24 protein-coding genes and 1 pseudogene are annotated in these 25,117 nt (G+C 62.8%); 14 read left to right on the top strand and 11 right to left on the bottom strand.

From position 1 onward, the window contains the following. Positions 1-64: 64 nt before the first annotated feature. Positions 65-247, top strand: a complete 183-nt coding sequence (locus AB4118_RS28855) for a hypothetical protein (protein WP_441492987.1) — start codon at positions 65-67, stop codon at positions 245-247. Between the two features lie 247 nt (positions 248-494). Next, entirely contained in the window at positions 495-1,004 is a 510-nt protein-coding gene (locus AB4118_RS28850) for a methylated-DNA--[protein]-cysteine S-methyltransferase (RefSeq protein ID WP_441492986.1), read from the top strand. Between the two features lie 140 nt (positions 1,005-1,144). On the opposite strand, the gene AB4118_RS28845 is transcribed toward AB4118_RS28850, so the two are convergent. The 3 genes from AB4118_RS28845 to AB4118_RS28835 form a co-directional block, all read right to left on the bottom strand. Further along, entirely contained in the window at positions 1,145-1,654 is a 510-nt protein-coding gene (locus AB4118_RS28845) for a DUF4399 domain-containing protein (RefSeq protein ID WP_441492985.1), read from the bottom strand. A gap of 12 nt (positions 1,655-1,666) precedes the next feature. Further along, complete coding sequence (locus tag AB4118_RS28840; RefSeq protein WP_441492984.1) at positions 1,667-3,259, bottom strand: SUMF1/EgtB/PvdO family nonheme iron enzyme; 1,593 nt, start codon at positions 3,257-3,259, stop codon at positions 1,667-1,669. A gap of 496 nt (positions 3,260-3,755) precedes the next feature. Next, positions 3,756-4,940: a YihY/virulence factor BrkB family protein gene (locus AB4118_RS28835; protein WP_441492983.1), complete on the bottom strand. Its 1,185-nt coding sequence runs from the start codon at positions 4,938-4,940 to the stop codon at positions 3,756-3,758. 156 nt (positions 4,941-5,096) lie between these two features. On the opposite strand from AB4118_RS28835, the gene AB4118_RS28830 reads away from it, so the two are divergent. Next, positions 5,097-6,623 carry a PAS domain S-box protein gene (locus tag AB4118_RS28830; protein ID WP_441492982.1) on the top strand — a complete coding sequence of 509 codons (1,527 nt, stop codon included), beginning with the start codon at positions 5,097-5,099 and terminating at the stop codon, positions 6,621-6,623. A gap of 152 nt (positions 6,624-6,775) precedes the next feature. Here AB4118_RS28830 and AB4118_RS28825 read toward each other — a convergent pair whose 3' ends face one another. Continuing rightward, complete coding sequence (locus AB4118_RS28825; protein ID WP_441492981.1) at positions 6,776-8,143, bottom strand: NAD-dependent succinate-semialdehyde dehydrogenase; 1,368 nt, start codon at positions 8,141-8,143, stop codon at positions 6,776-6,778. An 850-nt stretch (positions 8,144-8,993) separates the two neighbouring features. Between AB4118_RS28825 and AB4118_RS28820 the strand changes: the two genes are divergently transcribed. The 7 genes from AB4118_RS28820 to AB4118_RS28790 all read left to right on the top strand — a co-directional run bounded on the left by AB4118_RS28820 (position 8,994) and on the right by AB4118_RS28790 (position 16,039). Further along, a complete protein-coding gene (locus tag AB4118_RS28820; RefSeq protein ID WP_069880139.1) occupies positions 8,994-9,200 on the top strand; it encodes a CsbD family protein in 207 nt (68 codons plus the stop codon). 185 nt (positions 9,201-9,385) lie between these two features. Continuing rightward, the gene (locus AB4118_RS28815; protein WP_441492980.1) at positions 9,386-9,649 is read left to right on the top strand and encodes a hypothetical protein; all 264 of its coding nucleotides are present in this window, start codon (positions 9,386-9,388) and stop codon (positions 9,647-9,649) included. Positions 9,650-9,762: 113 nt separating this feature from the next. Further along, positions 9,763-10,515, top strand: coding sequence for an ImuA family protein (locus AB4118_RS28810; protein ID WP_441492979.1), 753 nt, complete (start codon positions 9,763-9,765; stop codon positions 10,513-10,515). After that, positions 10,430-11,953, top strand: a complete 1,524-nt coding sequence (locus tag AB4118_RS28805; RefSeq protein WP_441492978.1) for a DUF6504 family protein — start codon at positions 10,430-10,432, stop codon at positions 11,951-11,953. Before AB4118_RS28810 ends, AB4118_RS28805 begins: the two co-directional genes overlap by 86 nt. Next, positions 11,950-15,222, top strand: coding sequence for an error-prone DNA polymerase (locus AB4118_RS28800; protein ID WP_441492977.1), 3,273 nt, complete (start codon positions 11,950-11,952; stop codon positions 15,220-15,222). Before AB4118_RS28805 ends, AB4118_RS28800 begins: the two co-directional genes overlap by 4 nt. A 277-nt stretch (positions 15,223-15,499) precedes the next feature. Beyond that, a complete protein-coding gene (locus AB4118_RS28795; RefSeq protein WP_441492976.1) occupies positions 15,500-15,709 on the top strand; it encodes a cold-shock protein in 210 nt (69 codons plus the stop codon). Positions 15,710-15,799: 90 nt separating this feature from the next. Continuing rightward, the gene (locus AB4118_RS28790) at positions 15,800-16,039 is read left to right on the top strand and encodes a DUF982 domain-containing protein (protein WP_441492975.1); all 240 of its coding nucleotides are present in this window, start codon (positions 15,800-15,802) and stop codon (positions 16,037-16,039) included. Between the two features lie 72 nt (positions 16,040-16,111). On the opposite strand, the gene AB4118_RS28785 is transcribed toward AB4118_RS28790, so the two are convergent. The 6 genes from AB4118_RS28785 to AB4118_RS28760 form a co-directional block, all read right to left on the bottom strand. Then, positions 16,112-16,321 (bottom strand): hypothetical protein, encoded by a 210-nt coding sequence (locus AB4118_RS28785; protein ID WP_441492974.1) that lies wholly within the window; start codon positions 16,319-16,321, stop codon positions 16,112-16,114. Between the two features lie 511 nt (positions 16,322-16,832). Then, positions 16,833-17,165: a hypothetical protein gene (locus tag AB4118_RS28780; protein ID WP_441492973.1), complete on the bottom strand. Its 333-nt coding sequence runs from the start codon at positions 17,163-17,165 to the stop codon at positions 16,833-16,835. 175 nt (positions 17,166-17,340) lie between these two features. Then, entirely contained in the window at positions 17,341-17,772 is a 432-nt protein-coding gene (locus AB4118_RS28775; protein WP_441492972.1) for a hypothetical protein, read from the bottom strand. A gap of 224 nt (positions 17,773-17,996) precedes the next feature. Beyond that, a complete protein-coding gene (locus tag AB4118_RS28770; protein ID WP_441492971.1) occupies positions 17,997-18,614 on the bottom strand; it encodes a helix-turn-helix transcriptional regulator in 618 nt (205 codons plus the stop codon). A gap of 840 nt (positions 18,615-19,454) precedes the next feature. Then, positions 19,455-19,835, bottom strand: a complete 381-nt coding sequence (locus AB4118_RS28765; RefSeq protein WP_441492970.1) for a hypothetical protein — start codon at positions 19,833-19,835, stop codon at positions 19,455-19,457. Between the two features lie 125 nt (positions 19,836-19,960). Beyond that, positions 19,961-20,500, bottom strand: coding sequence for a hypothetical protein (locus AB4118_RS28760; protein ID WP_441492969.1), 540 nt, complete (start codon positions 20,498-20,500; stop codon positions 19,961-19,963). A gap of 353 nt (positions 20,501-20,853) precedes the next feature. On the opposite strand from AB4118_RS28760, the pseudogene AB4118_RS28755 reads away from it, so the two are divergent. Beyond that, positions 20,854-21,192 (top strand): annotated as a pseudogene (locus AB4118_RS28755) (transposase); the annotation flags it as partial. Positions 21,193-21,629: 437 nt separating this feature from the next. On the opposite strand, the gene AB4118_RS28750 reads toward AB4118_RS28755, so the two are convergent. Further along, entirely contained in the window at positions 21,630-22,790 is a 1,161-nt protein-coding gene (locus tag AB4118_RS28750) for an IS110 family RNA-guided transposase (protein ID WP_441492968.1), read from the bottom strand. 173 nt (positions 22,791-22,963) lie between these two features. On the opposite strand from AB4118_RS28750, the gene AB4118_RS28745 reads away from it, so the two are divergent. The 3 genes from AB4118_RS28745 (at position 22,964) to AB4118_RS28735 (ending at position 24,932) form a co-directional block, all read left to right on the top strand. Next, positions 22,964-23,650: a tyrosine-type recombinase/integrase gene (locus tag AB4118_RS28745; protein ID WP_441492967.1), complete on the top strand. Its 687-nt coding sequence runs from the start codon at positions 22,964-22,966 to the stop codon at positions 23,648-23,650. Beyond that, positions 23,623-24,462 carry a sulfatase-like hydrolase/transferase gene (locus AB4118_RS28740; RefSeq protein ID WP_441492966.1) on the top strand — a complete coding sequence of 280 codons (840 nt, stop codon included), beginning with the start codon at positions 23,623-23,625 and terminating at the stop codon, positions 24,460-24,462. Before AB4118_RS28745 ends, AB4118_RS28740 begins: the two co-directional genes overlap by 28 nt. A gap of 161 nt (positions 24,463-24,623) precedes the next feature. Further along, a complete protein-coding gene (locus AB4118_RS28735; RefSeq protein ID WP_441492965.1) occupies positions 24,624-24,932 on the top strand; it encodes a YbhB/YbcL family Raf kinase inhibitor-like protein in 309 nt (102 codons plus the stop codon). Positions 24,933-25,117 lie beyond the last annotated feature (185 nt).

Below are 25,117 nucleotides of genomic sequence, written 5' to 3'. Positions count from 1 at the left end.
GCGCGCCTGCTCAACGATGCCGAGGTACAGGGTTTGGGAATCATCGCCGGACGAGGTTCTCGAAGTGGTCCTGACGCTTGGCACGGGCATCGGCAGCGCGGTGTTCAGGGACGGCGCGCTTACTCCCCATCTGGAGCTCGCCCAGCATCCGATCCGCAAGGACATGACCTATAATGACTATGTCGGAGACGCGGCGCGTCACGACCTGTCCAAGAAGAAATGGAACATGCGTGAAGCTGCGGAGTGACTTAAGCGCGGCTCTGTCGCCTGCATGCTCACCATTTCCGCGAGGTATGAGCGCACGGGGAACAACACTCCGGCTTTGGCCTTCAAACTCGAAAATGAAGGACGCCCGTTGGATTTTGCGCTCGGCGTCCCGGGGCCGGGTTCGTTAGCTCCGGAACTCCGATTTCCAATTCAAAAGCAAGGATCGGAGCGCATGTGATCCTGTTGCCGTCTACCTCCTCGTGTTGGAAGCTACGAAGGCAAACAACATGCATGAAATCATCCGCTTTGCGTGGGGGAACGGTTCCCTCGGCGACTTTATCCTCGCCATGTCCGACAAGGGTATCGTGGCGCTGGAATTCGGCGCATCGCGCAGCCTGATGGAAGATGCGCTGCGAGATCGGTTTCCGGACGCCGATTTGCAGGCTCATCAGGACAAGCTGGCTGACGCGATCAAGACAGTGACGGGCGTCATCGACGATCCCGCACGTAATTGCGATCTCCCGCTCGACATCCGGGGAACGCCCTTTGAAGTGACTGTCTGGACGATGCTGCGGGAGATTTTCGCGGGTCAGACGACCAGCTACGGTGCGCTGGCAGCCAAGCTCGGCACGCGGGACCCGCGAGACCTCACACAGGCCATCGCCAACAACCCGATCGCGGTCATCGTCCCATGCCATCGCGTCATCAAGAAGGACGGCTCGATCTCCGGCTATCGCTGGGGCGTCCGGCGCAAGCGCGTATTGTTGGCTCGCGAGCAGCGGTCAGGGGAACAATGACATGTCCGGCGTGCCGGCCCTCGGCCATCTGGAATTCGAAGCCGAGGGCTCGAGTTTGTGTTCACCCACCACCAGAACCATGAAAAGAAGTGCGGGCCGCGGATGGGGCCACCGGAGCACAGGAGTGGGCTCCCTTCACCTTAAGCACCCTTTCCAATGGCCTTCTTCGACGTTTTCGCCGGCGCCGCTGGCAACACGGTTATGGTCACCTTCTTCGAGATGAGCATTGGTTTGAATGGCCTGTGGTCGGGGTCGCCGAGCACCAATTGGAGGGTATGTTTTCCAGGCGGCAACTCAAGCCTCGCCTCCGTCTGCCCCGCACCGAAATGAAGATGCTTGTTGTCTGACGGAAGCGGCTCGTCCGGAACAATTTCATCGCTGACATCGACCAGAAGGTGGTGATGTCCGGCATTCGGAGCGGAGCTGCCGGCCTGCGTGACGCCCATATTTCGTAGGCCGAACCGCACCCAGAATTCGCCGCGGATCTGCGCTCCGTCCCAAGGATAGATGATGTACAGGCGCGCATCCGGAGATGGCGCCCGTTGCGGTGTGGAGGGCGTTGGGCCCGGCGCTGTCTGCGCCAAGGTTTCGAGCGGGAAAAGGCTGACTACAGCAAAAGCGAGAAAGATGCCGCTGGCGGATCGGTCCATGGAACCCTCCTGTCAGAGCGAGCGAGCTATCCTGAATCCGTGTGCAGGGTAACGGACGCCCGTATCGTAATGGGTCCGGCTCGCTGGCCTCACCGAGTCAGCGTTGCTTCGCCAGGAGCCGCCTCTCAAGACATTCTCGCGGCAATTCCCAGCCGTCCGAGGGGAGCCCTCCAACGGCGCATCCCGGTAGTTGGGCAGCCAGCAATCGGCCACCCACTGCGCGACCCCGCCTCCGAAATCGGCACCACCGAATGCATTCCGTTGGAAACTGCCGACCGGCATCGGAACCTTCGGATCTTGAGGCCCGCCGCAGTCCCTGCAATTGGCCTTGCCGGGTTCGAGCTCCCGCCCCCACCAAAAGCGGGTCGAGGTGCCTGCCCTTGCGGCGTATTCCCACTCCGCTTCGCTCGGCAAACGGTATGCCTTACCGGTCAATTGCGCGAGCCAGTCCACATATTGCTTGGCATCGAGCCAGCTCAGATTGCGGGCTGGTGTTGTGTCGCTTCCGTCGAGCGAGAAGTTGCAGCCCTTTGCGGCCGCGCATCGGTTCCACTCGGCGACGGAGATCGGAGACAGACCGATTGCAAACGGCGAGATGGTCACGGTCCGGATCGGTTGTTCCGAGGGGTCTTCGTCGCTACCCATCCGAAAAGTCCCGCCGGGTATGCGGATCATTTCGGGGCAGGTTTCGCAGTCGCGGAAGCCGGAAGCGGTTTGGATCATCCGTGCAGCAGGAAGGTTCGGAGTCAAAATCGCGATCTGCGGATCTGAAGCTGGGGCGCCAGGCGTGGGATCCGCCGATGTCGCCAAAGGTCTGGCCGCATCCGCATTGTTGCTTGCCGGCGGCTCAACCCGTGGGGCACGGGTAGGTTGGTTTGTCACGGTGACGAGCGGGACGGGCACCCATTGCGGGCGCTGTTCGACCGACACCAGACTTGGCTTTCCGCCGACCAAATAGCCGGCGGAGTAGAGGCCTGCGCCAAGCAGCGCAAATGCTGCCGCGATCCCTGCAGGTATCAAAAATAGGCGTCTTTTTTTCGTCGCGCGAGTGAAGGAAGCTGGATCGGGAAGCACACGATAGATGCGAACCGGATCGGTGATGTTCTTCAGCTTCTCGTCGCCAAGCGACTGATATCCGCAGACCAGCTTATTCTTGATCTGTTCGTAGACGCCGCCTGAGATATAGACGCCGCCGGGCGTCGCTAGCGCCTCCAGGCGGGCGGCGATGTTGACGCCATCGCCGAAGACATCGTCCGGCTCAACGATAACGTCGCCTAGGTTCACCCCTATCCGGTATTGAAGCCTGTGTTCACGCGGAAGATCGGTATTCCTTGCCGTCACGGACTGCTGAATGACAATCGCGCATCTCACGGCTTCGAGCGGACTCTCGAACATGGCGAGGAAGCCATCGCCGGTGTTCTTTATGAGCCTCCCGTAGTGCTCTTCAAGTGTGGGATCGACGATCTCGCGGCGAACCTGCTTCAGCCGGCGAACCGTTCCTTCCTCGTCGTGACCCATCATCTGGCTGTAACCAACGATGTCCGCCGCGAGGATAGCCGCAAGCCTGCGATGAGGGTGCGGATGAGCTGGAAACTCTTCGCGCATCACGACCACCACTGTGGATCACACAGCCCCGCCTTATCCATATCAGGTAGCCCATCCAGCGTCGCGAACTTTCCGCTGATCGACGAGCGCTGGGCGTCGCCCTGGCGCTCCGGCAGCGGGCCACGCTCGGCCCGACCTTCCCCCGGATCATCCGCGAGGGAGACCGGAACGCAGCGGACCGGCGGACCGCTAAGGGAAACGCGTGGGAGGCTGCCGTGGAGAGTCGGTATGAAGGAACTCTACCGGGTGGAATGCCGCGATGGGTGAGGGCGGTTGCACATCGTCATCGTCAGGCGAAAGCTTCCACTCCTAACCCGCTTATTGAAAAGCGATGGCGCTGAGCGGGCCACATATCATACGGCTTGGCCGATGGACGGGACGTGCGTCTCGTTGAGGATCACACCTTTGAAATCACTGAAGATGGAACGACCTTGACCCGCGAGACGTAACGGCCAAGAGCGTTTCGGAACTTTCGTGGCCCAATCCGCGGTAGCCGTCACCCCTTGTTATCCGCTGCGTCAGCGCCTCGAAATCCGATTGGCTCAGGCGGGCCCTTGGTCGTGTCCCGCAAGGTCTGGCGTTCGGCTTCTGAATTCAGTTCAGCTCCGACCAGTACGATCGTCGCTGACAGCCACATCCACATCAGCAGCGCGACGACTGCGCCGAGCGTGCCATAGGTCTTGTTGTAATCCTCGAAAGTCGCGACGTACCAGGAGAACGCGAGCGAGCCGACCAGCCAGGTCACGCTGGCCAGAATGGCACCGGGACTGACCCATTTCCACTGTGCGTTGTCGCGGCTGGGTCCAAACCGATAGAGAGCGGAAAGCCCGAGCATCAGGACGAGGATCAGGGCCGGCCAGCGCCCGAGCCAGAGAAGCCATTCTGCTGCCGGACCCAGGTACAGGAAGTCCAGCAACACGGGCACGGCGGCGATGGCGCCGAGTGCCAGCAAGGCGAAGAGGAGGATTGCAAGTGTGAAGCCGAGCGTGGTCAAGTTTAGGCGGAGGAAGCTGCGCTTCTCCTCCTCGCCGTAGGCGACGTTCAACGCATCGAAGAGCGCCTTCACACCAGCATTCGCGCTCCATGCCGACAGACCGAGGCTGATCAGCAACGCTATTCCGAGCTTCGTTTCATCGCCTGTGGCGATCCGGGTGATCTGATCGCGAACGACCTCGAGGGCGCCGGATGGCAACAGGCCTTCTGCCATTGCCAATTGGCCCGCGACAGTGGCCGGATCGGCAATGATCCCATACAGCGAAACGAAGGCGGTGATGGCCGGAAACAGCGCAAGCAGCCCATAGAAGGTGACACCGGCGGCCACGGCCAGCACCCGGTCTTTCCCGACCTCGTCATAGGTCCGTCGGAGGATCGCTGCCCAGCCCCAAGGGGGAATCTCGGTCGGTGTCTTCGCATCTCCCCCGTCGCGAAATCCCGTGTGTCCGCCACCCTTTGCGGGCCCCTTCGCGCCCCCCTTGGCGCGCCCCTCGAACTGCCTGACGATGATCGATCCCCCAACTCCGATCAGGGCCGCCAATGACAATTGGGCAAGCAGACGTTGAGCGCGCAATTCGGTCACTCCCAAAGCGAGGGAACTTCGGGCACTCAAAAAAGTTGCCGAACGCCGCGACAGTCGAGGACGATGCCGGAACAGGTCGGAATTAGGAGCGCTGGCTCGTTTCACTCCCATAGGCGCCGCGCAGAACTCGGGTCAATATATGCGACGGCCTATGAACAATTGACATTGAGACCAGCCGAATTTGATGTTCGAATGATTGGCTCGCCAGACGGGATCTCTCGTTGTGAGATGATCTGAACTGGCTATGCTGCGAGGCCGCCGATGGTGCGAAGAAGCCCTGACCGTCATCCCAGCGCCGCGGTTTGGAGCAAAACCACGGACGCCGCGAACGACCTGGCGCGCCAGGTCCGGGAACAGACCACACTCTTCCACTTCACCGATCGCTTGTTTCGCGCTCGCACGCTCGTCGATATCTATGAAGCGGCCCTCGACGCCATTTGCTCAGGGCTCGCGAGCCCCCGTGCCTCCATCCTGCGCTTCGACGAGGGCGGAACGATGCGTTTCGTCGCCTGGCGCGGACTTTCAGACGGATATCGTTCGGCCATCGACGGCCACTCGCCCTGGCAGCGTCAGGACCGCGAGGCCGACCCGATCTTCGTTTCGGACGTCGCTCTCAGCGGAGAGCCTCAGAAGTTGATTGAGACCATCATCGGCGAAGGCATTCATGCCCTGGCCTTCATTCCGCTCGCCGGGGCCGATAAGCTGGTCGGCAAGTTCATGGTCTATTACGATACGCCGCGGGTCTTTACCGATCACGAGCGCGATCTCGCGCTGATCATTGCGCGCCAGCTTGGCTTTGCTATCGAACGCCATAGCAACGATGCCTCGACCCGGCGTCTGACGGCGCTCGTCGAATCGTCTGAAGACGCGATCATCGCCAAGGATCTCGACGGCCTTATTACCGACTGGAATCCGGGCGCCGAGCGGCTTTTCGGGTATCGCCCCGAGGAGGTCCTAGGCCAGTCGGTGCTATTGCTCATTCCCGAGGACCGCCGGGACGAGGAGCCAGAAATTCTGGCGCGCATTCGCGCTGGAGAGCGAATCGAGCATTTTGAGACGATCCGCCGGCGCAAGGACGGAACGCCTGTCGCGATCTCGCTCACCATCTCGCCGATCAAGGACGCTCGGGGCGAGATCGTGGGTGCGTCCAAGATCGCCCGCGACATTTCCGATCAACAGCGCGCGCAGGAGCAGCAGCAAATGCTCCTGCGCGAGATGAACCACCGGGTCAAAAATGTCTTCGCGCTCACGAGCGGTATCGTTAACCTCAGCGCGCGTTCGGCCTCCAGCCCGGCTGAGCTCGCCGCAACGGTATCTGAGCGACTCGCGACCTTGTCACGCGCCCACGCGCTTACGATGTCAGCCATGGCCGCTGGCGGCGAACCGGCGGCCACCACGCTGCACGCCCTGATCGCGGCAATACTCGCGCCGTATGACGTCGGTGAACGGCCACGCAGCGAGGTTAGCGGTGCCGATATTCCAGTGCCCTCCGCTCTGGTCACATCGCTCTCGCTGCTGCTCCACGAGTTTGCAACCAACGCTGCAAAGTACGGCAGTCTTTCCACCGCGGATGGCAAGGTTGAGATCACATGCTCGGATCGATCGTCCGAATTCGTACTCGTCTGGCGTGAGCGCGGGGGACCATCGCCGACGATCACACGAAGCGACGGCTTCGGCAGCCGGTTGATCAAGGCGACGGCCAGTCAGCTTGGTCGGGTCAGCAGGGATTGGGACCCGCTGGGTGTTGTCATCGAGCTTGTCATCCAGCGCGACAGGCTCGGAACCTGACGCGAAGAGTTTGAATGGCCCGGCCGCGGAACGGAAGAGTGCGCCGCTGGTCGCGGACGCGGCGGCCTTGAAAGGACAGCGTGAGCGGGCGCGTGGGCCTTACCTATCGGTCCCGTGCCGGAATGCTCATCGCTGAAAAGAGCGAAGTGGGCTCAGTTCGGCCGCATGACTGACTTGAGGTTCATGAACTCGTGCAGACCGTGAGTGCCAAGCTCTCGGCCGTGACCAGACGTCTTCATCCCGCCGAATGGCACCTCGGGCGAGGAGGCGAGCATCTGGTTGATCGCAGTCATGCCAGCCTCGATCTCGCGCACGAACCGCTCCTGTTCCTGGGAATCATTCGTCCAGACGGACGAGCCCAGTCCATAGGGAATGGCATTCGCGATCCGGATCGCGTCGCCGATGTCCTCAGCCTTGAACAGCATGGCAATGGGGCCGAAGATCTCCTCTTTCATGAGATCGCCCTCGAGAGGCACGTCGACCAATATCCCCGCTGACATGTAGGCGCCCTTGCCGGGCAGCGCCTGGCCGCCGAACAGTAGTTTGGCGCCGACCGCCTTCGCCGCGGCGAGTTGGTCGAGGACCGTTTCGCGCTGTTCGAAACTCGAAAGTGGGCCCATGTTCGAAGCCGGATCCATCGGGTCGCCGGCCTTCACGGCCTGCATCGCCGCCGAGAATTTCTCCCGGAATGCTTCGTAGATGTCGGCATGGACGATCATCCGCTTGCCGCAAATGCACGACTGGCCGCTGTTCTGGATGCGAGCCGTCACGGCTTGCCTCACTGCTGTGTCGAGATCGGCTGAGGGCATGACTATGAAGGGGTCGGATCCCCCGAGTTCCAGCACGACCTTCTTCAACGCCGCGCCCGCCTGCTCGGCCACTGCGCGTCCGGCTGCCTCGCTGCCCGTTAGCGTAACCGCGACGATGCGCCTGTCCGCAATGAGGCCGGCGACGGCGGAGGACTTGATGGCAAGATTCTGGAACACGCCGTCGGGTGCGCCGGCGGCGATCACCATCGCCTCCATCAGCCCGGCGACGCCCTGGACGATGCTGGCATGCTTTAGCAAGCCGACATTGCCCGCCAGGATCGTTGGCGCAAGGAAGCGGACGGCCTGCCAGTAGGGGAAGTTCCAAGGCATGATCGCCAACACAGGCCCCTGCGGCAGGTAGCGCACCTCTGCGCGGCCGCCGCTCGCCATAGCGATCTCGGTCGGCTCAAGCATCGCGGGGCCGTTCTGCGCGTAGTGACGGAAGGCCGCGGCGCTCTTCTGCACCTCGGCGATGGCCGACGCATGGGTCTTGCCCATCTCCCGGACTGCCATCACAGCAAGTTTCTCGCTGTTAGCCTCGTATTGCTCGGCGATCTTCTCCAGCAATGCGGCGCGCTCCGCGATCGGCCTCGCACGCCAGTGCCGGAAGGCCGCCTCCGCCTTGACGATCTTGCTCTCCAACTCCGGCGCGGTCAGTTCGGGATAGGTGGCGATCTCGTCGCCGGTTGCAGGATTGACGCTGCGAAACATGTTGGCTCCTTCGCAAGGGTGCTTCTCGGGGCGCGCTAATCGGATCGGGCAGGAACTCACGCTCCGGCGCGGCCCGCTCCGTCATTTTCGACGAAGCCTCCCGGCCGGGCAGGGGTGGGGCAGATTCCAGCCGAAGTAGACCTCCGTCCTGACGATCCGGCCAGCGCGTACGGCATGCAGCTCGACGTTGCGAAAGCTGCGGCCAGTGATTGGTGAACGTCGCGTTGGCGAGGGGGTTCCCTGCATCTCGTAGGATCGCCGCCTCAAGGGGCTCCGCCCCGCACGCAGATCATCGGGAGGTGGATTCCGCCAGCGAACTGCGAGCGCGGTAGAGCCGCGGGCAGACAAGCTCTCAGGTGTCCTCATTGCCCGGGCCAATAGGCGTCTGTTGCCCGCGCTCCTCTGGCTCGCGTCTGCACACGCCTCGCGTATGAGTTTCGATTGCGGCGAGCGCTGCGTCTAACGAGGAATATGGCCCCGGCGAGAGTGTTGCCATAGTACCCACCGCTCGGCCCGACGGAATTATGCGGAAGCACCCGGACAAGGCCAGCTCGACATGCCCCGCGTTACGGCCGAGCAAGTCGATCAGGTCCCACCTTGTCGAGCTCGATTGCTTGATGATGAGATCCATGAAGGCTTCTCCCCTCCAACGGTCGCCTACCGTTAACAATCCAAGCTCGAACAGGTTGCGCGGACGGTCCGCGGTTTTCGGGTTTACGGGCGCGGGAAGCGATCGCAGTGGCAAGGGTGGTCGCCGGCAGACAGATGCGCGGAGACCCGCAGTGTCTCTGAACAAAAACACAGCCCGTGCGTTCTTTCGCTATCCCATTCACGCCAACGGAGAGGTCCCATGGATTGGAATCGCGTCGAAGGAAACTGGAAGCAGCTCAAGGGCAAGGTGAAAGAGCAGTGGGGCAAACTCACTGACGATGACCTCGACGTGATCGCGGGAAAGCGTGATCAGCTCGAGGGAAAAATCCAGGAGCGATACGGTCTCGCGAAGGATCAGGTTCGGTCGGACGTCGATAACTGGTACGGCCGTCAGACTTGGCAGTAGCTATTGCAGTGAAGAAGCCCCGCCGGCCTGAGCCGACGGGGCACCCACTCGATGATCCTCTAATGCCGAGAGTGCGTCATTTTGCTTGCGGACGACGCGCATTTTGCCGGAACGAACCTTGGGGCAGGTCCATCCAATCGTTTGAGGCCACTGGCTGAGGTTGGGGCGAGTCGTGGAGGTCCGCTATGTCTCTGACATTTGAAGCCGACCCGGTGGACGCACCGGTGACCGCCGCGGATTATTCGGGTGATCCGCGTATCCAGAGAATTGCTAGGGCGATGTGTCGCGCCGCGCGGATAGACCCCGACCAGCCAGCCGGAGGGGTTGCGATCTTCAAGGTCATGCACTGCCAAGTCGGACGGTCGGAGAATGATCCGGCATGGACGTTGTTTCAGCGTCAGGCTGAACTCTTTGTCGCCATGAACCCGGATGTGGTCGGACCACTCTGATCCGTCAGCGAGGCGGCTATCGCATTGATGCCCTCATCTTGACTCCCGGGCATTGAAGTAGGAACAAAAGAGGAACATGGCGGCCCGCCCATTTTCAGAGGACACCAACAATTGTGCGGCCCGAGCTCGCCATACACTCTCTGCGCGCGCAGATCGCAAGGATCGAAGGCACGAACCGGCGCGCGAAATCGGTGCTTCCTTTCGGAATCGCCGAGGTGGACTCGCGCCTCCCCGGCGGCGGATTGGCGCTCGGGGCGCTGCATGAAGTGGCTGGCGGCGGCAACGGTGCGATCGACGGTGCCGCGGCCGCGCTGTTCAGCGCGGGGGTCGCAGCCCGCACCCGGGGGAGGGTCCTGTGGTGCATCACGCGGCCGGATCTCTTCGCGCCCGCCATCGCGCAAGCGGGACTAGCCGCCGATCGGGTGATCTATGTGGAAGCCTGCGACGACAAGACCGTGCTTTCCTGCATGGAGGAAGGGCTGCGGCACGGTGGGCTTGGATCCGTCGTCGGGGAAGTTGCCCGCCTATCCATGACCGCCTCTCGTCGGCTGCAACTGGCCGCGGAGGGGACCGGGTCGGTCGGAATTGCCCTTCGCCGTTGGCGGCGTCAGACGGAGGCCGCCGATTTCGGTCAGCCAACAGCCGCCATGACGCGCTGGCGCGTCTCGGTGATGCCATCCTCAGCGCTGCCGGTCCCCGGCGTCGGTCGGCCTCGCTGGCTGGTCGAGCTCATCCGGGCCCGCGCCGGCGATAGTGCAGATTTCGAGTTGGAGGCGTGCGATGACACGGGTTGTCTCACTCTTCCTGCCGACCTGGTCCACCGACCGGGCGCGGCGGAAGGCTGGCGACGCAGCGCCTCCGCCTGAGGTGCCGCTCGTCCTGATCGAACGCGACGGAAACAGGCGAGTGGTGCTGGGAGCGGATGCTGCGGCTCAGGCCGCCGGTCTTTGCATCGGCATGCCCGCGACAAAGGCGCAGGTACTCGTTCCGGGTCTGATCGTCGAGGATGCCGATCCAGCCGCTGACGCCGAAGGACTCGATCGGCTGGCTGTCTGGATTCTGGAGCGTATCGCACCGGTCGTCGCACCCGATCCGCCGGACGGCATCGTCATCGACTCGACCGGGGCGGACCATTTACACGGCGGCGAGAACGCTATGCTCGACGGGGTGATCGGTCGCCTTGCCATGTCGGGGATCGTGGCTCGGGCGGCGATCGCTGATACGTGGGGCGCCGCTCACGCACTGGCTCGTTACAGGACACGTTCGACGATCGTCGCCGCTCCAGGGCATGAACCATCCATCATCGCTCCGTTGCCGCTGGAGGCCCTGCGGCTTCCGTCCTCGGTTAGTGCCGGGCTGCGCACCTTGGGCTTCGAGCGGATCGGTGACTTGCTGGCGCAGCCGCGGGCTCCTCTGGCTCTGCGCTTTGGTCCGGAGCTTGGCCGCCGCATCGACCAGGCGCTTGGAGACCTCGCCGAGCCGATCAAGGCCATTCGGCCGCCCGACCTGATCGAGGTTCGCCAAGCTTTCGCCGAGCCCATCGGCGCCGCGGAGACGATCGCGCGCTATATCGCCAAGCTCGTCGGGCAACTTTGCGAGCGCCTGGAGGAATGTGGGTTCGGCGCACGTCGTCTCGACCTCATCTGCCATCGCGTCGACAATCGTGCAGAGGCGGTTCGGGTCGGATTGGCCACGCCGGTTCGCGACGTCAAGCGACTGACGCGGCTCCTCTGCGAGAAGATCGATACGATCGAGCCGGGTTTCGGAATTGAGGTGTTGACGCTGGCCGCGACCATCGCCGAACCGCTGGAACGCAAGGAGACCCACAACTCGCTTGTCGAAGCGAGCTTCCCGGACGTGTCTGACCTGGTCGACACCCTGGCGAACCGGGTCGGGGAGCGCGCCGTCTATCGTCTGGCTCCGGTCGCAAGCGACGTGCCTGAACGTTCCGTCTGCCGAATCCCGGCCATGGCGGCCGAGACGGGGGCGAGTTGGCCGGGTCATTGGCCGCGGCCATCCCGTCTGTTGCCTCAACCCGAACCGGTCGAGACCATGGCGCTGCTGCCTGACCAGCCCCCGGTTTCGTTCACCTGGCGGGGGATCCGTAGGCGAGTGAAGCGCGCCGATGGCCCCGAGCGCGTGTTCGGCGAATGGTGGAAGCGCGATGCAGAGCTTGTGGCGGTCCGCGACTATTTCCGGGTCGAGGATGATGCAGGCGAGCGCTATTGGCTCTATCGGGCCGGTGACGGTGAGCACGCAGCGACCGGCTCACATCGCTGGTTTCTGCACGGGGTATTCGGATGAGCCGCCCGCGCTACGCCGAGCTTCAGGTCACCTCGCATTTCAGTTTCCTGCGCGGGGCCTCTTCGTGTGAGCAACTGTTCGCACAGGCCGCCGCGGCTGGCATAGATGCAGTGGCGGTTGTCGATCACAATTCGCTGGCGGGGATCGTCCGCGCCCATGAGGCGGCCAAGGCAACCGGTGTCCGCCTCATCGTCGGCTGCCGCCTTGACCTCGTCGATGGCATGTCGATGCTCGTCTACCCGATTGACCGACCGGCGTATTCGCGGCTGTGTCGACTGCTCTCGCTCGGCAAGCAGCGCGGCGGCAAGGCAAAGTGCCATCTCGAGTGGCCTGATCTTGTCGCCTATGGCGAGGGGCTGATCGCTGTCCTCGTGCCTGATCAGGCCGATGCGGAATGCGCCTTCCGCCTTCGGCGCCTTCGCGATGCGTTCGGCAACCGTGCCTATCTCGCGCTGACGCTGCGCCGACGTCCGACCGACCAGCTCCGGCTTCACGAGCTGTCGAACCTCGCGACCCGGATGGGCGTGCCGACCGTCGTCACCAACGACGTGCTGTTCCATGAGCCCGCGCGGCGCATTCTCCAGGACGTGGTGACCTGCATCCGTCACAACGTCACGATCGACGCCCTCGGCGGCCGGCGTGAACGGCATGCCGATCGCTACATCAAGCCGCCGGAAGAGATGCATCGGCTGTTCAGCCGCTACCCCGAGGCGTTGGCGCGGACGCTACAGATTGCTGATCGATGCCGCTTTTCGCTTGGTGAGCTGGCCTATCAGTATCCGGAGGAGCGAGACCATCCGGCGCTCACACCCCAGCAGACCCTGGACAAACTGACCTGGGAAGGCGCCGCCGAACGCTATCCCGAAGGCATTCCCGAGAGCGTCGATGCGGCGCTTCAGCACGAGCTTTGGTTGATCGAGAAGCTGGGCTACGCGCCATATTTCCTGACGGTGAACTCGATCGTTCGCTTCGCCCGATCTAAGGACATTCTGTGCCAAGGCCGCGGCTCGGCGGCGAACTCGGCTGTCTGCTACGTGCTCGGCATTACGTCGATCGACCCGGGCCGCAATGATTTGCTGTTCGAGCGTTTCGTTTCCGAGGAACGCCGAGAGCCGCCGGACATCGACGTCGATTTCGAGCATGAGCGGCGCGAGATCGTCATGCAGTGGATTTTCGACACCTATGGTCGCGATCACGCTGCGTTGTGCTCGACCGTCATCCGCTATCGCACCAAGGGCGCGCTGCGGGATGTGGGAAAGGCCCTTGGCCTGCCGGACGACTTGATCGGCACGCTGTCCTCGCAGGTCTGGGCCTGGTCGGAAGGTGGCGTAGAGCCGCGCCATGTCGAAGAGCTGAACCTCAATCTCAAGGACCGTCGGCTTCGGCTGACACTCGACCTCGCGCGTCAACTCATGGGCGCGCCCCGGCACCTCAGCCAGCATCCCGGTGGATTTGTCCTCACCCATGACCGGCTCGACGATCTCGTGCCGATCGAGCCTGCCGCCATGGCTGATCGCCAGGTTATCGAGTGGGACAAGGACGATATCGATGCCCTGAAGTTCATGAAGGTCGACGTGCTGGCACTTGGCATGCTGACCTGCATGAAGAAGGGGCTCAATCTTCTCGCCGAACACAAGGGCATCAATCTCGACCTCGCAACGATCCCCGCCGAGGATCCGCGCACCTACGCCATGATCCGCAAGGCAGACACGCTCGGCACTTTTCAGATCGAGAGCCGCGCGCAAATGTCGATGCTGCCGAGGTTGAAGCCGCGGACCTTCTACGACCTCGTGGTCCAAGTCGCGATCGTTCGCCCTGGCCCGATCCAGGGAGACATGGTCCACCCGTACCTTCGACGGCGTGAAGGACTGGAGCCGGTCCACTATCCCAAGCCCGAATTGGAGAAGGTGCTGGGCAAGACCCTTGGTGTGCCCCTGTTCCAGGAACAGGCCATGCGCGTGGCGATCGAATGCGCCGGCTTTACCCCGGGCGAGGCCGACATGCTCCGGAAGTCAATGGCGACCTTCAAGTTCTCCGGAGGCGTATCGTCCTTCAAGGACAAGCTGATCGCGGGCATGGTCGCCAACGGCTACGAGGAGGAGTTCGCCGAGCAGACCTTCAAGCAGCTCGAAGGATTTGGCAGCTATGGCTTCCCTGAAAGCCACGCAGCATCATTCGCCCTGATCGCCTACGCTTCGGCGTGGCTCAAATGCTGGCATCCCGACATCTTCTGCGCCGCACTCCTCAACAGCCAGCCCATGGGCTTCTATGCTCCGGCCCAGATCGTCCGGGACGCGCAAGCACATGGGATCGAGGTTCGTCCCGTCTGCGCCAACGCCTCAAGGTGGGACTCGACGCTGGAGCCGACCCGCGACGACGGCCGATTCGCGGTCCGGTTGGGTCTGTGCATGGTGAAGGGCCTCGCCAACGCACATGGCGCAGCCATCGTCACGGCCCGGACTGATCAGCCCTTTGCTTCGGTCGATGACCTCTGGCGGCGTGCCGGAGTTCCTGTGGTTGCGCTCACGCACATAGCCGAGGCCGATGGCTTCCGACCGTGCTTTGACCTAGCTCGTCGAGAAGCGCTGTGGGCGATCAAAGCACTGCGCGATGAGCCGCTACCGCTTTTCGCGGCGGCGTCTGCTCGGCAGAGCGAGATCATCCCCGAAGTGGATGAGCCGGCTGTTTCCCTCCGGCCGATGACGGCCGGTAGCGAGGTGGTCGAAGACTACCGCCATGTCAGCCTGTCGCTGCGCAGCCACCCGGTTTCCTTCCTCCGACGGGATCTGCGAAGGCGACGGATCGTTACCTGCGCCGAGGCGATGGAAGCTCGTGATGGCCGCTGGCTTGAGGCTGCTGGGATCGTCCTCGTCCGCCAGCGGCCAGGCAGCGCCAAGGGCGTTATGTTCATCACCCTCGAGGATGAGAGCGGCATCGCCAACCTCGTGGTCTGGCAAAAGGTGTTCGAGCAAAATCGCCGCACCATCCTCTCCGCCGGTATGATTGCGGTGCGTGGCCGCGTCCAGCGCGAGGGCGAGGTCGTTCATCTGGTCGCGCAGCGTCTAACCGATCTGTCGGCAGAACTCGCCAGCGTCGGAGAGCGCGACGATGCCTTCCCGCTGCCTCATGGCCGGGGGGACGAGTTCCACCATGGTTCGCCGGCGCCGGATCCGCGTGGGCTTCCTCCGAAGGGGCTTCGAACCCGCGACATCTACATTCCCGACCTGCATCTCGATACAATCAAGGTGAAGACGCGTGATTTCCGGTGAACCCAACGGTGCACCGTCGGTCGCGAGCCGACGGCCGACGGCGGACGTCGCCGTGCCGCTATCTCTCGGTCGTGGGAACAAAGAAACCGCCGCAGGGTTTCGGACGGGTGCAAGGACGCCGCGAACGCTCTTGCACGGCCTAACGCCCCGTCGCTCTTTCGCGAGCGGCGGGCAGCACATGGGTCATTGCGATTGAGTAGCGGGCGGTCGGAAGCCTCAGAAGGCATGCGGCGATAGGTAATCGCTTTAGCATCATCCACCGTCAGGAGGGACATCCATGGCGACGGGAACTGTGAAGTGGTTCAATCCCAGCAAGGGATTTGGTTTTATCCAACCTGATGACGGCGGTCAGGACGTGTTCGTCCACATCAGCGCCTTGGAGCGTGCGGGATTGCGAGAACTGCGCGACGGACAAAAAATCTTCTACGAGGTCGTCCCGGACCAACGCTCGGGAAAAGCCTGTGCCGAGAACCTTAAGGCGGAATAAGGGGCTGACTACGGATTCACTCGTTTTGTCGGCGTGCTGGCCTTCTCCACCCGGGTTCGTCAATCAGGAGGACGGGAATGTGCCAGGCCGATGCACTCGTTCACCCCACCCGTTGTCGTTCGAGCCGACCGGCCTGAAGTGACCTATTCTGTCACTCACGTCGAGCGGGCCGCAGAGTTCTTGCTTGCCTGGAAAGCGATAGGGGCGGGCCCGAAGTGGCAGGACGCTGTTCGCGCCTGCACGGCAGTGCTGAATGGTGCCGGGACCGTTGATGAGGCGCGGGAGGCGTTCGAGGAGGCAGCGCGGGAGTGTGGCCGCCTCATTGGCTAGCGGGGTAGTGCGCCACTCCCGGTAGGGGTGGCGCTAAGCCATTCCTCTCGGAATGCAACGAGCGCGATCAGCTCAGCTTCCTCTGGCGTATCCTGCGCGCACCGGCTCCCGAGCCTCATAGACGGCGATTGCGGCCTTGAGCATTTCCAGTTCGAGGGCGTCCACCGAATTAGGCTTCGCGTCCTCGATTTCACCGATGCGCTGAAGCGCATACCGGTAATCCTCGTGGCATTTGACGCAGGCAGTGGGCGTATCCGGTTTGAGTTCGGCCACCGCGGTCATTGGATTTCTCCTTCCGTGGCTGATGCCGGAAACTTATCCCTAGGATTGCCGGATTCAAGAGGTTTAACATCACCCAAAATGGCCGGCCACCCTTTCGGAGCCGCGGGCAATTTAGTGTTTAGAGTGGGCGTACTGGCTTTGACGGCGGCTCGTATTCCCGCGCGGCGAGCCTTAGGATTTTTCGCTCGAGGGACCGCACTGAGCCAGGCCTGGCCCCTTCGAGCTCTCTGATACGCTGCCAAGTTCTCCGATAGTCAGCAGAGGTCTTAATCGTAATGATTGGCGCCTTAGGCCCAGCGTGAGAATTGGGCATTATGCGGCCTCCATATTGGTAGAGTTCAGTCACCGGAGCGCAACGGTGTCAGGCGAGGTCACCCCTCCGGGACGTTCATTGCATTGCTCCATACCGTGCCACCAAGACAGGATTGCGGCGCACGCCCGCCGGTCGAAGTTCAGTCGCCCGCCGGTTCAGTGTCGTTGACGGCCTTCGGCTGATTGGTGTCGCAGATGGTCAGTCGGCAACGCGAACAAGTGTGACCCGGACTTTCACCCCTGGAGCGTCTGGCGACTCGCCTAGTAGCGAAATCGTGCCCTCGATGGCCACTCCCGTAAGGCTGACAGATACGTCATCTTTCCCAAACACGCTTTCGACAGCCAGAGTCGGGGTATGCCGGGTTACACGGATCTCGGCGCTAAAGGCATCTCGATCCTCTTGGTAGCTTCCGACGTACAGCATTGCCGAGTTGCCTCCGCGCACCTTGCCGCCGCAGATCACTACGACACCGCTGCCGATACCGAGGACGGTCCCAAATTCCGCTTTATAGGTGCCTTCTTGGACGGCCATGTTTGGTCTCCCCTGAACGAGCAATTCCGACCTCGTCCGCTCACAAGCTCGGAGACAACGATGCGGCGATGGCTGCGCCGTTCAAGGAGACGCTATTCTTGCCAAAGCGCCCCGTGAACTACGCCCGCGCCCGAACGGCTATCTGCTGGAGGGGCCGTAACTGGGGCGCATGTTGTCAGTCGACAGGGGTACATTCCATGCGCACGCGCTGACCGGGCTCGTTTTGCGTATGGCAGGAGACGAAAGCGGGCCCGCCTTTAACCGGTGCTTCCGACACCGCAGCCGGCACCACACGGGGTGCCAGCGGGGCGGCTGGTTTCGGTGCGCTTGCGACGATGGGCGCGGGCTTGGGAGCTGCCCTCGTAACTTTGACCTGCGCGGGGCTGATCGACATCGGCTTGCTCGCTTCCGTCGGAGCATCAGAGAGCACGATGGGAACCGGCTCAGGCTTCTCCTGTTGAGCCGATTGCCAAGGCCGCCAACTCCCCAGCCGGGCAAACGTTTCGAACGTCGGCTTCGTGATCAACTCGACCGTTGGCACCGATTGGGCAGAGCAGCCAGCCACAAACAGGCCGGCGAAGCCGGCGCGACAAAGCAGGTTCGCCATACTAACCCCTTGTAATACTCGTGGCGAAGTCGTGGCACTAAGGAGGAGGAATGTAGCCTTTTTGTGCCCGGGGAGTTTACGCGCTCGCCTACGCTGGATGCGAAGAGGGTGGCCCGGGCGCGGTCCGGCCGTCAGGCTGCATGCCTTCCCCCTTCCACCTATGCCGGCTCGCTCGCGGGCGTCTGCCGAATCCACCAAAGGGGCGCGCCGGTTTCGAGTGGCGCTCACGGCAAGACCGCGATCCGGGCCAGCAATTTGACGAGTTCCGCCTGACGCTTGGTTTGGGTCTTGGCAAAGACCGATGCCAGTTGCGTGCGAACGGTGGTACGGCTGATGTGCCGACTGCGGGCGACGTCCGCTGGGATATCGCCGCGCGCCAAACCAAGCGCGAGGCGTGTCTCGGCCAAGGTCAGCCCAAACATGCGCTGAAGCATGAAGGGATTTGGCTCCAGTTGCGCGTCAAGATCGAGGAACATGACGACGTTTGTATTAAGCGGGATGTCGCCCCCAGACTGATTGAGGACGAAAGGCGCATCGGTTTGATTCCAGGTAACGATCCAGGTCAGGGGTGCAAGCGGACGGCGGTTGCGGGACCGCGCGATCAGTCGCCTGAAGGCATTCGTCAGTTGGTCGAGATCTTGAGCCGAGCCGTCCTCGTGACGAAGAATTAGTCGGGCCGTGGCGTTTGCCTCGACGATCTTCTGGCGTTCGAGGAGAAGATAGCCACAGCCGAGGCGGTCGAGCATGCCCAGAAAAACAGCGTCGCGAACATTGTGCGAAGTCCCGCGCTCGTCTTGGTCGACCGCTGCCGTGTTAGAAGTTTCATCGGGCCTTGAGATCATCGGTTTTAGCCCAGCCGTTTTGCGGTTTGGCAGCCCCCGTTTTCCGATGCTCGGTGACTTAAACTGATAGGACCGCTCGCGTGTTCCCTTTGCTCCGGATGTCGCGGATCGCGCGCCGGGCGGCGCCTTTTTGCCTGGCACGTGTGGTTTCCGACGGGTTCCCCCGCGCCGCTGCGGGCCTGATTGCCTTTCGCCGTTCCGCCATGAACGGGATGAAGCTCAGAAGAAACGGCCCGTAACTTTCACTGTCTCTTTGCCTGCTAAGCGGTCGAGCTCTGATCGACCACGCCCTTGCAGGTTCCGGCAGGCGGGCGCCTTCGCTTTCGGCTTCCAAGAGGGCAGGGGGGATGAAATGATCGCGTATCCAGCGGTCGAGGTAGGGGAATAGCCATCGGCGTGGATCGGTCGCTGCTTCGGCTCCTGAAACCCCTGGTCCATACCGGTAATGACGAGAGGTCCCGAGACGTGGATAGAAATCAGATTTCATCGGAAACGCCATTCGCTCCTGGGAAGGTGGCTGTCATTACCGGGGCCGCCAGCGGCATCGGACGCGCCGCTGCCGAGCGATTCTCTGGGATCGGCATGCGCATCGTCCCCCGGGTGCGGCAACTCGCGTTTCCGGCAAACATCCATGACGCCGATCTTGAACGCGGCGTTCAGCAGCGCCCTTACACCCTTGCCGTTGGCGTTACGCTGCTACGAGTGTGCTGACCAGAGTTCCGCTCTCGACCCTTAACGGGACCCCGCCAATATCCGCTCTCAGGATTTCTGGCTCGTCAGCGGCGCGACGATAGCGGGTACCAATTCAGCCCAATTTGCGAAGGTCTGTGCGGAGGGCCATCACGGTCCGATGTCATACATCACGAGACGTGAGCGGCAGCTGATCCACGCAGCACTGCTATCCCGCGAAAAGCCAATCGCACATTCGCTCATCCCAGGGCTGGGTATCTCTTGAAGCACCTCGCCCGTTTCCATGGAAATGAGGGCAGCGGTTGGTCCTCGATCTTCTGTGAGCATCAAGATCAGCGCGTATCGGCCATCCCGGCTGATCGCAGGCTCGCCGTAGCTCGACGATGCCTTTGCTGCCCCACTGACGGACCAGATCAGCCTTCCGCTTGGCAATTCACGCAGTTCGGCGCTGGTGCCTGTGTCAGGCGTCCATTGGGAACAGTCCGAGCCGCTGCGATCGCAGTTTCCGCCGAATGCGCGCAAATTCTTCATCACAAGCACGTTGCGGCCGTCGGGACTGAGCGCGAACTCTGTCCGCCAGATCGTGACGCCGACAGGGACGATCTGGGGCCGCTCACCTTGAACCCACAGGACCCATTGATTGGGTGAGAAGGCGATCAGGCATGGATACGGCCATCGGCGCCCAGAACCGAGGCGATCGCATTGGTTCTGGCATTCCCGGTGAGGCCGGGCACAGCATTCTTCTCGATTGATTGTATGACTTGCCCGGTGCGCGCATTCACGAACGCGATGGTCGGTTGTGGATCAGCATGCTCTGGTTGGTAGTAGGCGCCCCTGGTCCCGAAAGCGGCGACGGCCATTCCAGCTTGCCCCGCCCAGTATAGCTCGTCTAGGGGGCCGGCCGGGCTCAGGAGGTCCGGCAGTTGCCGCGTCGTGCCGTCCACCGAAAAGAGGAAAGGCTTGAGCGGCCCCAGGGCGAAGCCGCCAGGGTTCGAGGTCTCCTGTCTGACACCCAGGACCGAGCGCGCGTCCTCCGACCACGCGAACGGCAGGTCGCCACCGGGAATGAGGCCGGTCACGCGCCCATCGAAGCGGTGGAGAACGGGCTCATCCTCCATAGCAGCGAGCCATAAACCATTGACGCTGTCGAAAACGAAGACAGCGCTCCCGTCCAGCGACAGTGTCGGCGGAGACACGGGATAATTGCTTAGCGGAAATCGGAGGCAATGGACCTTCGCAAGCGTCAGCGGGCCGGCGCCGAAAGGTGCATAGACCGCGACAGGATCAGTGGCCCCGCTGCCGCATCCAACGACCACCGGAGTGGCCGCTCCCGCCCCACAAGCCGTGAATGTCGCCCACAGAAGCAGAGTTAGCACTGGGAAACGATAGCGCATGATGCCCCGCGCAAAGTTGGGTCCTAGTGTGAGGCAAACCTGACGGTTTTGCTATTCTGGCGGCAGCGACCGGTTTTCGGTAGTCGCTACATATCCGGAAGCCACCCATCTCGATCTATCGAACCGAGCGTCCGCTCGTCGATGACGAGGGCATGATGCGTTACCGCGCCAGCAAGTTCGACTGCGACGCCTGCTCGCTGAAGCCGCAGTGCTCACCCAACATGCCGGCCCGCAAGATCCTGCGCTCGATCCATGAGGGCGCCCGCGACATGGCCAGGGACATCGCCGAGACCGATGCCTATGTCACCTCGCGGCGCGAGCGGAAGAAGGTCGAGATGCTGTTTGCACACCTCAAGCGCATCTCGCGGCTCGACCGGTTGCGACTGCGCGGACCGAATGGCGCCAGAGACGAGTTCCACCTCGCCGCAGCAGCCCAGAACCTCCGGAAGCTCGCCAAGCTCAAGCCAAACGGGCCGCAGGTCAGGCCTGCCTGACCGAGCGAAGCCCCGCTCCGCTAAATCCGTTCCGCGCCAGCGGCGATCTCAGGGCGGACTTTTTCCTTGTCAAGGCCGCAGACCCCTTATCGGCTTCGAGACGCGGTTCGTTTTCACGTACGGGTGGACGTCAACAGCTTCGCCGCTCCGAGCGGCGAAGGCCGTAGGTGAGTGCAGGCGCTCACATCCAAACGATCCGAGGGGAACTCGCCATTTTGGCGCGGTTCGGCGCCACAAACTTGTATTCGGTCGATCCTGGAGGATCGCGACCATGATGCAGTCATGCGCATCGACGGCGAAGTTCCGAGGCGGCGGGCCCATCCTAAGCCGCGGCGCAAAGGCCAAGTCCACTATCGGGTTACCACCACCTCGGCTCGTTATCCGCAGTCAGCCCGAAGGTGACCGCGGTTCTCCGGTCCCGTTACGGACCAGAGAACTCATGCAGCGCGCAGCGCCATACCTTCTGGCACGACACCACTTGTCGCGAGCCGCCAGAGCGCGATGAGCAACTTGCGCGCCAAGGCCACGACCATTGTCTTGCGTGTGCCACCGCGAGCGTCGGCCGTGCGTTTCCTGTACCAAGCGGCCAACGGACTATTCTGCTGGTGCACCAGGTGGCCCCACGCCAGCTGGATCATCGCTCGACGCACGCGAGCATTGCCTCCCTTGGCAAGCCCTCGCTCACGGCGTTTCTGACCGCTTTCGTCAGGAGCGCCGGTCAGTCCGGCATAGCGCGCCACCGCCTTGCGATCCCGGAGTGGGCGCAAGAACACCTCCTGTACCAGCATATCGGCGCTTTCTACGCCGATGCCGACAACCTGTATCAACTGCCGCACCATGGTGCCGCGGTCCGTGTCGCTCGTCTGTTCGAGATGAGTCACGCGGACAGTTTCAATCTCCTTGATCTGCTGTTTGAGGCTCTCCAGGCGAGCGAATGCCCGCTTCATCTCTGCCATTGTGTTGACCGGTACTGCGGTGCCTTCCGGAGTTCGCAGGGTTTCGAGCCGATCCGCCACCCGCCTGAGAGTGACCTTGAACCCGCGAATGCCGAGACGCGCGAGATTGCTCTTGATCCGGTTCACGATGCGCGTGCACTCGCTTACGAGGGCTTCCCGTTCGCGGCTCGGTCGGCGAGCATCTTCATCCTCCTGCGACGGGATTGCCGCCATGCTGCAGTGGTTCGGCTCGCCGCGCAGCCATCCGAGGAAGGCGCGCTTGAGCAACTCAGTGTCCAGCCGATCCGTCTTGGCGCGGTGATGCTCGCGAGAAACGGGGACGCTGGAGGCATGGATGACATAAGCCTCGACATTGTGGGCTCGCAACCATCGGGCGAGCCAGAAGCCATCGCGCCCGGCCTCAAAGGCTACGACGATCCGCTGGATCGGGCGCCCGTTTCGTTCGGCCTCCACTCGCCAGCGATGCAGCAATTGCAGCAGGCCGTGCTGATCGACGGGCAGCTTCTTCAACGGCTGGCGCTCCACGCCTGGGACGAGGCCGGCGACCAACCAACTCGCCTGGCCCATCTCGATCACGGCGACCAGGGTCGCGCCTTGATCGAGCGGAATCGAACATCTGCTCGCATCGATGCTGTGTGCCATAAAGGTGCTCCATCGCTGATTGCGGCAACGATGGTACCGGCCTCGTTGCGCCGCCCATAGCTTCTAAGCCGCTCTCGCGGCAGGGTGCTGCAGGACTGTCAGCACTGAGATTTCGCCATGTGAGGCGCTGCATCCCAGGATTTCGGGGTTTCCCCTGATCCTCGGAGAGCCCCATGACCGAGCTTGCCGCCGTCAGCCCGCTACGCCAGCGGATGATCGAGGACATGACCATCCGCCAGTTCGGCGAGCACACGCAGCGCGACTATGTCCGGCAGGTCCGCGCGTTCACGGCCTTCCTCGGCCTGCCGCCGGATCGGGCCGAGCCGGAGGATCTGCGGCGCTACCAGCTCCATCTGGCCTCGCTGGGAGCAAGCTACGCCCGAATGAACCTGGCCTGCACCGCGCTGCGCTTCTTCTTCCACATCACGCTCGGCCGGGCCGGCTTCGGTGACCGCATGGCGCGGATCCCGACGCCGGAGCGCCTGCCGGTGGTGCTGGGGACCGAAGAGGTCGCGCTGCTGCTGGCGCATGCGCGGAGCCTGAAGGACCAGGCGGCGCTCAGCATCGCCAATGGCTGCGGCCTGCGCGTCTCCGAGATCGCCCACCTCAAGGTCGCCGACATCGACAGCGCACGCATGCTGATCCGGGTCGAGCAGGGCAAGGGGCGCAAGGACCGCTATGTCATGCTCGCGCCCGACCTGCTCGACCTGCTGCGGCAATGGTGGCGGGTGAAGCGCCCGCGCGGCTGGCTCTTCCCCGGCCAGCAGCCGGGCCAGCCGATCACATCGGTGCGATCCGGGCCTGCCGTACGGCGGCGCTGGGCGGCCATGTCATGCGCTGCGGCGACTGGACGCACCTGAAACCAGCATCTCAGGGGAAGACGGGGCTTGGGTCGTATCCGGACGGTATGGTGGAGCTGGACGGACTTGTTGGGCAGCTTCTGAAGAAGCTCGACGATCTCGGCGTCGCCGACAACACCATCGTACTGTTCACCTCCGACAACGGCGCTGAAGTGATGTCGTGGCCGGATGGCGGCACAACACCCTTCCGCGGCGAAAAAGCGACCAACTGGGAAGGTGGCTATCGCGTGCCGATGGTCAGTCGCTGGCCGGGCTCCATCCCAGCCAGCACAACCTACAATGAGGCCTTCTCGCACTGCGACCTGGTTCCAACTTTTGCCGCCGCCGGAGGCGACCCGGATATCGTCGCCAAATGCCTCAAGGGCACGCAACTCGGCAGCAAGAATGTAAAAGTCCATCTCGACGGCTACAACCTCATGCCGTTCTTCAAGGGCGAAGCGAAGGAGACACCCCGCAAGGAGTTCATCTTCTGGAACGACGACGGGCAGCTTGTCGCGATCCGCTACGAGCAGTGGAAAGCGGTGTTCCTCGAACAGAATAACAAGGGTATAGGCGTGTGGTCGGGACAGTTCACCCCCCTGCGATTGCCGAAGCTGTTCAACCTGCGCTCAGATCCATTCGAGAGAGGGGATGAGTCGATCTTGTATAACAAGTGGATGGCCGACCGGGCGTTCGTGCAGGTGCCTATGCAGGCCTTCGCCGCGAATTGGCTCCAGAGCTTCAAGGAATTTCCACCGCGTCAGAAGCCGGCCAGCTTCAATCCCGACGAGGTGATGCGAAAGGTCGAAGCCATGGGAGAAGGTGGCAACTAGGCTGTGAGCCCATAAAGCGCAGACGGTTGGCAGCTGCGGAGCTGCCGACTGCGGGGCTGGGGAAGAAAATGCGTAGGATTTTGCTAATCGGGGCGGCCTGCCTCGGGCTGGCTGGCTGCAACTCGACTGGAGCGACGGCGCCAAACGCATCGTTGCCCAATATGAACGTCTCATTCCGCTGGTGCGGTGCGTCGCCGGAATTTAAGGTCGGCAATGTGCCGGCGGCGACGAAGACGCTGCGCTTCAAGATGGTCGATCGTCAGGCCCCGAACTATCAGCACGGCGGCGGCGAAGTCGCCTTCTTCGGCAAGGCCAGCGCCTCGATCCCCTGCGGCGCCCTAACGGGCGGCTACAACGGGCCGTCCCCTCCGCCTCCGCAAGTCCACGACTACGAGTGGACGGTTACGGCCCTTGATGCCAGCGGCACCGCTATCGCAGCCGGCACCGCCACTCGGAAATTCCCCGAATAAGCAAGCAACCGGATGCCCCCGCACCTAAGATTGGTGGGGGCGATCTCGCGCAGACGCCCTCCCGACGGACCTGGCGCTGCACCAATCTGCCGACCCAAGGAGCAGTATTGGATCATCCTTTCGGTTGATAGGTGCCCCGAAAGACGGCGTTGAATCTCTTCGGATTTTGGCGCTCTCATTAGACA

It is taken from the genome of Allobosea sp. 2RAB26, from assembly GCF_052115465.1.
In the GTDB taxonomy this organism is placed as follows: Bacteria; Pseudomonadota; Alphaproteobacteria; order Rhizobiales; family Beijerinckiaceae; genus Allobosea.
The sequence above is the reverse complement of the archived record's forward strand: the minus strand, read 5'-3'. Positions and strand labels throughout refer to the sequence as shown.

What these genes read in the sequence shown, in the direction of transcription:
- AB4118_RS28850 (WP_441492986.1), top strand. Translation starts at nt 495, where the DNA reads ATGCATGAAATCATCCGCTTTGCGTGGGGGAACGGTTCCCTCGGCGAC.
- AB4118_RS28845 (WP_441492985.1), bottom strand. Translation starts at nt 1,654, where the DNA reads ATGGACCGATCCGCCAGCGGCATCTTTCTCGCTTTTGCTGTAGTCAGC.
- AB4118_RS28840 (WP_441492984.1), bottom strand. Translation starts at nt 3,259, where the DNA reads ATGCGCGAAGAGTTTCCAGCTCATCCGCACCCTCATCGCAGGCTTGCG.
- AB4118_RS28830 (WP_441492982.1), top strand. Translation starts at nt 5,097, where the DNA reads ATGGTGCGAAGAAGCCCTGACCGTCATCCCAGCGCCGCGGTTTGGAGC.
- AB4118_RS28825 (WP_441492981.1), bottom strand. Translation starts at nt 8,143, where the DNA reads ATGTTTCGCAGCGTCAATCCTGCAACCGGCGACGAGATCGCCACCTAT.
- AB4118_RS28820 (WP_069880139.1), top strand. Translation starts at nt 8,994, where the DNA reads ATGGATTGGAATCGCGTCGAAGGAAACTGGAAGCAGCTCAAGGGCAAG.
- AB4118_RS28815 (WP_441492980.1), top strand. Translation starts at nt 9,386, where the DNA reads ATGTCTCTGACATTTGAAGCCGACCCGGTGGACGCACCGGTGACCGCC.
- AB4118_RS28805 (WP_441492978.1), top strand. Translation starts at nt 10,430, where the DNA reads ATGACACGGGTTGTCTCACTCTTCCTGCCGACCTGGTCCACCGACCGG.
- AB4118_RS28800 (WP_441492977.1), top strand. Translation starts at nt 11,950, where the DNA reads ATGAGCCGCCCGCGCTACGCCGAGCTTCAGGTCACCTCGCATTTCAGT.
- AB4118_RS28795 (WP_441492976.1), top strand. Translation starts at nt 15,500, where the DNA reads ATGGCGACGGGAACTGTGAAGTGGTTCAATCCCAGCAAGGGATTTGGT.
- AB4118_RS28790 (WP_441492975.1), top strand. Translation starts at nt 15,800, where the DNA reads ATGCACTCGTTCACCCCACCCGTTGTCGTTCGAGCCGACCGGCCTGAA.
- AB4118_RS28785 (WP_441492974.1), bottom strand. Translation starts at nt 16,321, where the DNA reads ATGACCGCGGTGGCCGAACTCAAACCGGATACGCCCACTGCCTGCGTC.
- AB4118_RS28780 (WP_441492973.1), bottom strand. Translation starts at nt 17,165, where the DNA reads ATGGCCGTCCAAGAAGGCACCTATAAAGCGGAATTTGGGACCGTCCTC.
- AB4118_RS28775 (WP_441492972.1), bottom strand. Translation starts at nt 17,772, where the DNA reads ATGGCGAACCTGCTTTGTCGCGCCGGCTTCGCCGGCCTGTTTGTGGCT.
- AB4118_RS28770 (WP_441492971.1), bottom strand. Translation starts at nt 18,614, where the DNA reads ATGATCTCAAGGCCCGATGAAACTTCTAACACGGCAGCGGTCGACCAA.
- AB4118_RS28765 (WP_441492970.1), bottom strand. Translation starts at nt 19,835, where the DNA reads ATGAAGAATTTGCGCGCATTCGGCGGAAACTGCGATCGCAGCGGCTCG.
- AB4118_RS28750 (WP_441492968.1), bottom strand. Translation starts at nt 22,790, where the DNA reads ATGGCACACAGCATCGATGCGAGCAGATGTTCGATTCCGCTCGATCAA.
- AB4118_RS28745 (WP_441492967.1), top strand. Translation starts at nt 22,964, where the DNA reads ATGACCGAGCTTGCCGCCGTCAGCCCGCTACGCCAGCGGATGATCGAG.
- AB4118_RS28740 (WP_441492966.1), top strand. Translation starts at nt 23,623, where the DNA reads ATGCGCTGCGGCGACTGGACGCACCTGAAACCAGCATCTCAGGGGAAG.
- AB4118_RS28735 (WP_441492965.1), top strand. Translation starts at nt 24,624, where the DNA reads ATGAACGTCTCATTCCGCTGGTGCGGTGCGTCGCCGGAATTTAAGGTC.